Origin of the sequence: Mesonia aestuariivivens (genome assembly GCF_019311235.1) — a bacterium.
GTDB lineage: Bacteria > Bacteroidota > Bacteroidia > Flavobacteriales > Flavobacteriaceae > Mesonia > Mesonia aestuariivivens.
In genome coordinates, this window is record NZ_JAHWDF010000042.1 from 1 (window position 1) to 2,890 (window position 2,890).

The 2,890-nt window shown below is 29.3% G+C and carries 3 protein-coding genes; all 3 read right to left on the minus strand.

Features of this window, described 5'->3' with window-relative positions; all coding sequences use genetic code 11:
- Positions 1-246 precede the first annotated feature (246 nt).
- A complete protein-coding gene (locus KW502_RS15110) occupies positions 247-1,677 on the minus strand; it encodes a T9SS type A sorting domain-containing protein (RefSeq protein WP_219041384.1) in 1,431 nt (476 codons plus the stop codon).
- Between the two features lie 312 nt (positions 1,678-1,989).
- Complete coding sequence (locus tag KW502_RS15115) at positions 1,990-2,346, minus strand: hypothetical protein (RefSeq protein ID WP_219041385.1); 357 nt, start codon at positions 2,344-2,346, stop codon at positions 1,990-1,992.
- Between the two features lie 13 nt (positions 2,347-2,359).
- Positions 2,360-2,743, minus strand: coding sequence for a hypothetical protein (locus tag KW502_RS15120; RefSeq protein ID WP_219041386.1), 384 nt, complete (start codon positions 2,741-2,743; stop codon positions 2,360-2,362).
- Between the last annotated feature and the right edge of the window lie 147 nt (positions 2,744-2,890).

The window sequence follows — 2,890 nt, forward strand, 5'->3', positions numbered from 1 at the left end:
TGCCTACAACCTCAAGAAATACCTGAAGTTTATTGAAAAGCGCACCAAAAGTGGAGCAGGAATGCTCGGCATGTTTTTAAAGTTCATAATGACGTTAAATAATGCGTATAAGTCCATTTTAAAGAGAATATATTCTGCTAATTTACAAACGATATAAAACTAGAAAACCGCTCTAAAGCGGTTTAAATGAATACGTTTTTTTTAAATTATGGGGTTGTGCAACGGTTACCAGTGTTGCCAGTAGTTTTATTTTTTAACGAATTTGGATATGTAATTACTATTATCAGAAACAATTTCTATAAAATACATACCTTGTGATAAAGAACTCACATCAATATAATTTAAATTATTAGATAGTTGTTTTATTCTTTTTCCATTTATTGAGATTATGTTAATGTTTTCAATTTTTGAATTTTTACTTAAATCCAAGTATAAAATATTTGATGTAGGATTTGGATAAACTTTGACTTTAGAAAATTCTGAATGTTTAACATTTAATAATCCACTTAAATCATATGTTTCAATTTGTCCTAAATTGTTATCAGATTGAGTACTTAATGTTATAATATTGTTTGAAGATAAAGAGGTTGAAAAACCATAAAATGAATTATTTGATGCTCCAAAAATAGTGTTTAATAAGTTTAAGTTAGAGCCATTAGTATCGTATATATCTACTTTACCGATAGAGTTAAAATTAATAGAACTTATTGTTAAAACGTTATCGTTATTATTTACTCTGTATCCCAAATTTGAATTAGAAGTTCCATTTATATCAGCACCAACTTGAGACCAATCATTGTTTTGAAATATATAAGACTGGGCTTTCCCTGAATCGGTGCCATTATCATCATTTCCTGGAATACCAATAACCAATTTTTCACCTGTATGATTAAGTGAAATAGAATTAGATAAATTATTATCACCAAGGTCATTGAATATTGTAGAGCCTTTTTGAGACCAGCTATTATTATTTAAATAATAAACTTTAACTTTTCCTAATTTTGAAGAAATTTGCTCATAATTAAAATCAGTGATAGCAATACTATTACCATCTCCTGAAAGTTCAACAACTTGTCCAAAGAAATTATCATTATTATCTCCATTTATAGAATTTCCTAACAGGTTCCAATTACCAGCAGAAAAAGAATAAACATTAATTTGCCCACTATCATCATTTCCAAAGCCCGGAGCTCCAATGGCTAAAGTGTTTCCATTGTTAGATAATGAAACAGAAGCTCCAAAAAAGTGATTACTTTCAGTTCCTTGTAAAGTGTTTCCTAATTGACTCCATTGTCCATTATTTAAAGCATATATTTTAACTTGTCCAATGTCATTTAAATTTCCATTATAATTTGGAGCACCAATAGCAATTATATTTCCATTCTCAGATAATGATATAGATATTCCAAAATTATCATTTGCAGAAGAACCATTTATAGAATTTCCAAGTTGTGTCCAAGTGTTATTATTTAATTCATAAATATCTACTTGACCTGACTCACTTCCTTGTACATTACTAGCCCAAGAGCCAACAGCAATCTTGGTTCCATCATTAGAAATAGTAACAATAGGTCCAAATTGTTCATATACTCCAATTCCATTTATAATATTACCAATCTGTGATTGAGCATTACTTAAAGCTGTAATTAGAAAAGTTAAATAGATAATTTTTTTCATTGTCTTTGGTTTTAAATTACTGGCAACTGTTTTGTGTATGATTTCGTTGCGTGTTTAAGCACTAAAGTTAGCAAATAAATCACAGATAGAAAGTCCGCGAGGACTTTCGTAAGTAGGCTCTAACTAGCAATGAATTATACACGGTGTGCGTGTTGCACAACCTCTTTTTTAATCAAATTTAAAATTAATAGTAGATTTCAATAGTACCATACACTTAGAAAGCAACAATTTAACTATTCATAAAAATCAGAATAATCCTCTTTTCTTAGAAATTTAGACTTGTGTAACGGTTACCGGTGTTAGCCACTGGTTTTATTTCACTATTGAGTAAATTCCGATTGCTATTATTAGAATTAAAAAAATCAAACAACCATATTTTTTCTTTTTATCTGATTCTTTTAATTTATTATGATATTCAATTGCGTTTTGTTCAGTTAAGAAATAACCTCTCCAAGGATTATCAGGAATTGACATTGCGTATTTTTCATCACAAGTATTACATTTATAATACATTCTGAAGTCCATTAATCCGCTTTCTTCTTCGTTTTGTGATTCCAGTATTTGAACTTTTCCAGAACTACATTTTTGGTCTAAAACTTCTTCAAATTTTTCAAATTCAACTTGAGAAGGAAATCCATAATATTCTTTGTCAAAACAATCTTCACACATTTTTCATAAAGATTTAATTAGTTTCGATATAATCATTCACGTCATCCTCAGGAATCCATTCTTTCATTTCGGGCAGAACTCTTTTTTGCATAAATTCAAAAAAATCCGAATGTTCAGATTCGATAATATTCCAACCTTTCACATTCGTTCCGAATGAAGGATGAAAGACAATTATATTTTCTGTTACTTTTCCATTCACAATTTCAAATCCGACAAAAGTGTCCATATCTTGTCTGCGTCCGAAAGTCAGGACTTCTCGATTCTGTTCACACTCAATTTTAAATCGTTCGTTGATTGATGAATTCGGATTAATTTCCGTTTCAAAATTCCAAGGAATGAATTGTGTTAAATTCAGTTTTGCAAACCAATTATATGAAATAGGTATTTCGTAGTTCATCTGTTTCTTCAACTTGTGGCTAACGGCAGTCTGTCTCAAAACTACCTAATTTTTTTTAAAAAATAATTGAAATTAGGGGTAAAGCCAAAATTTGCATTAATTTTTGTTTGCTTTTGTATTAATGCCTTAAAAGTTCGTTTTAGTCTT

What these genes read in the sequence shown, in the direction of transcription:
- KW502_RS15110 (WP_219041384.1), bottom strand. Translation starts at nt 1,677, where the DNA reads ATGAAAAAAATTATCTATTTAACTTTTCTAATTACAGCTTTAAGTAAT.
- KW502_RS15115 (WP_219041385.1), bottom strand. Translation starts at nt 2,346, where the DNA reads ATGTGTGAAGATTGTTTTGACAAAGAATATTATGGATTTCCTTCTCAA.
- KW502_RS15120 (WP_219041386.1), bottom strand. Translation starts at nt 2,743, where the DNA reads ATGAACTACGAAATACCTATTTCATATAATTGGTTTGCAAAACTGAAT.